This window comes from Paraburkholderia sp. FW306-2-2C-D06C (assembly GCF_058781505.1).
The window spans coordinates 1-2,580 of sequence record NZ_JBYSWU010000124.1; the positions used below are offsets into that span (position 1 = coordinate 1).

Sequence of the window (2,580 nt, forward strand, 5' to 3'; positions counted from 1 at the left end):
AAGCTTGCCGAGAGCTATCTCGTGTTTGCATCGCTTGCCTGCGCGTTTGGGCCAGTCGTAAATGTGAACACTGCCTAACGAATACGGTTCTCACGACGCCAGACCGCGAAGACAATGGCTGCCGGGACATCATCTACATCGCCGCGACGAGCGGCTGTCGTAATGGACCCTGCGGTATTCGTTGGGAAACGCTGTGAGGAGACCCGGACGACTGGTTCCCGACGTCCGGGTAACGGTCCGTGGACAAACTGCAGTTCAACTGGCACCATGCCGATATATACCGTACACAACCGCCGCCTTCGCACTTGAGCACCTGATGAATACCCGGAATTTCGTGACCAACGCCCGCTTGATGTGCATGCACCTGGAGATACCTTATCCTGGGCGTTGAAAGCTTTTTTTGCTTTTTTTGAAAAGGGACGCCGCAGCGTCCCTTTTTCTTTTCTGGAGCGGCCATGACCTATCGATACATCACGACCCCCATCTACTACGTCAACGACCGTCCACACATGGGGCACGCCTACGCGAGCATTCACGCGGATGTCGTCGCACGCTACTTCCGTGCAGCAGGAGACACGGTGATGCTGCTGACGGGCGCGGACGAACATGGGGAAAAAATCGCCAGGGCGGCCGCACAGGCTGGAGAAGATCCCCGGATTTTCACGGACAGACACGCAAAGCTATTCGAAACGGCATGGCAACGACTTTCTGCTAGCCCAGACTGCTTTGTGCGGACCAGTGCTCCGGCCCACGCGAAGGTTGTATCTGACTGCCTCAACAGACTCTTCGACGACGGCGAAATCTATCTGGCTGACTACGAAGCGCTCTATTCAGTAGCGCAGGAGCGTTTTGTGACCGAAAAGGAACTGGTCAACGGGAAGCTGCCCGAAGACCTGGATCCTCCGGTGTTACGTCGTGAGCCAAACTACTTTTTCCGGATGGAAAAGCACCGTCACTGGATCAGGCAAGTTCTCCTGGATGCGCCCCACCTCATCCAGCCAGCACAATACAGGAACGAAATCCTGAGGCTACTTGAAGAGCCTATCGGCGATCTGAGCATATCCCGTCCGCGCGAACGGCTTGAGTGGGGCATTCCCATTCCGTGGGACGACCAGCACGTTACATACGTATGGTTCGATGCGCTGTTGAGCTACGTGTCCCCATTGGGATACCCGGATCATCGCTCCTTCCATGACTTCTGGCCGGGTGTCCGGCACGTGATTGGAAAGGACATTTTGCGCACGCACACACTGTTCTGGCTGAGCATGTGTCATGCGCTGGGCATTCCACTATATCAGCGCCTTTTCGTTTCAGGCCATCTGCTCGGTCACGACGGGCGGAAAATGAGCAAGTCACTCGGCAACGGCGTGGATCCACTCATTGCGGCTGATACCTATGGCACTGACGTACTGCGCTATGCGTTGATTCGCGAGATCAGCTTCGGTGGGGACGGCATCATCAGCAACGAGATCATTGAAAAGCGGCTGAACCGGGATCTTGCGGATGATCTGGGCAATCTCGTGTCGCGCACACTGGCAATGATCGTGAAATACCGTGGTGGCCGTGTACCGGCACCCAAAGGCTATGGGCGGCTCGAGAACGAAATCATCACGCGCGCCGCCATCCTGCCAGGCGAAATTCTCGCACTCGTCGACAACATGAAACTCGCACCCGCAATGGAGCGGATTTTTGAATTCGTACGACACCTTAACGGCTACGTGTCAGTCGCCGCGCCTTGGGCACTCGCAAAGAATGAAGCAGCATCGGATCGAATCGACACGGTGCTCTATACGCTGGCGGAAGCAATTCACAGCGTCGCCATCCTCCTTGCGCCAGCAATGCCGGAAAAGATGCGTGAACTGCGGTGGTTGCTCGGGTGCTCCGCCGAGCCTGTTTGGGGCGCTCTATGGAGCAAAGGCGTCGCGCCAGGCAATCAGGTCCGCAATGGCGTTCTGTTTCCGAAGCGACCGCCGCTGAGTTGATCTTGAACACGATCGGATGGGTTTCGGTCCACGAACCGAAACTTCCTCCCTGCCTCGCTCGACCTTCTGTACACGATTAACACGAACGTCTCGGAGGTCCCTTTTTCGGCCTTATGGAAAGCTTCACATAAGGCCGAGCTGCAGCCCTTCCGTCGCACAGGACACCGCCTTAGGAAAACGCAAACGACAGGCGCCCTACCCCGGCCCGTTTGCCACGGTATTGCCACCATGCGATTGCGGCGATAACGGGTGTTGCAGCCAGTGCGGAGCACCGTTAGCAGCGTCGAAACCAGCACTTGCAGAACCTGAAACTGCCGTCCCCCAATTGCTCGCAAATTTTGCATAATTCTTTTAATCAACCGAGCTAGTTGTTAGGGCTTTTTGATAATGTCCGCTTTTAGCTGCATAGAAATGTCCGCTTTTGATGCCGTCGTATGCTAGCCAGCCGCCGTTTTTCCGGCGCTGGAGACTTCGATGGCTGTGACAGAACGGATAAGAGGGGTGGCCGGGATTCGCAAATATCTGGCTCTTTTGAAAACGGAGTGGGTAACGGGGCTCATCGGGCATGCTCATTAAAGCGTGAGAAGTCGAGTTTTCC

Annotated in this window: 2 protein-coding genes; one reads left to right on the forward strand and one right to left on the reverse strand. The window is 55.9% G+C overall.

Going from position 1 to position 2,580, the window contains the following annotated elements; all coding sequences use genetic code 11:
• Nucleotides 1–455 precede the first annotated feature (455 nt).
• Complete coding sequence (gene metG, locus AC3WLT_RS37090) at nucleotides 456–1,982, forward strand: methionine--tRNA ligase (RefSeq protein WP_492596512.1); 1,527 nt, start codon at nucleotides 456–458, stop codon at nucleotides 1,980–1,982.
• Between the two features lie 351 nt (nucleotides 1,983–2,333).
• Here metG and AC3WLT_RS37095 read toward each other — a convergent pair.
• Nucleotides 2,334–2,580: hypothetical protein (locus AC3WLT_RS37095; RefSeq protein ID WP_492596513.1), on the reverse strand; the 247-nt coding region annotated here is incomplete at its 5' end.

Excerpts from the sequence above, each read along its gene's own strand:
- metG (WP_492596512.1), top strand. The coding sequence starts at position 456 with ATGACCTATCGATACATCACGACCCCCATCTACTACGTCAACGACCGT.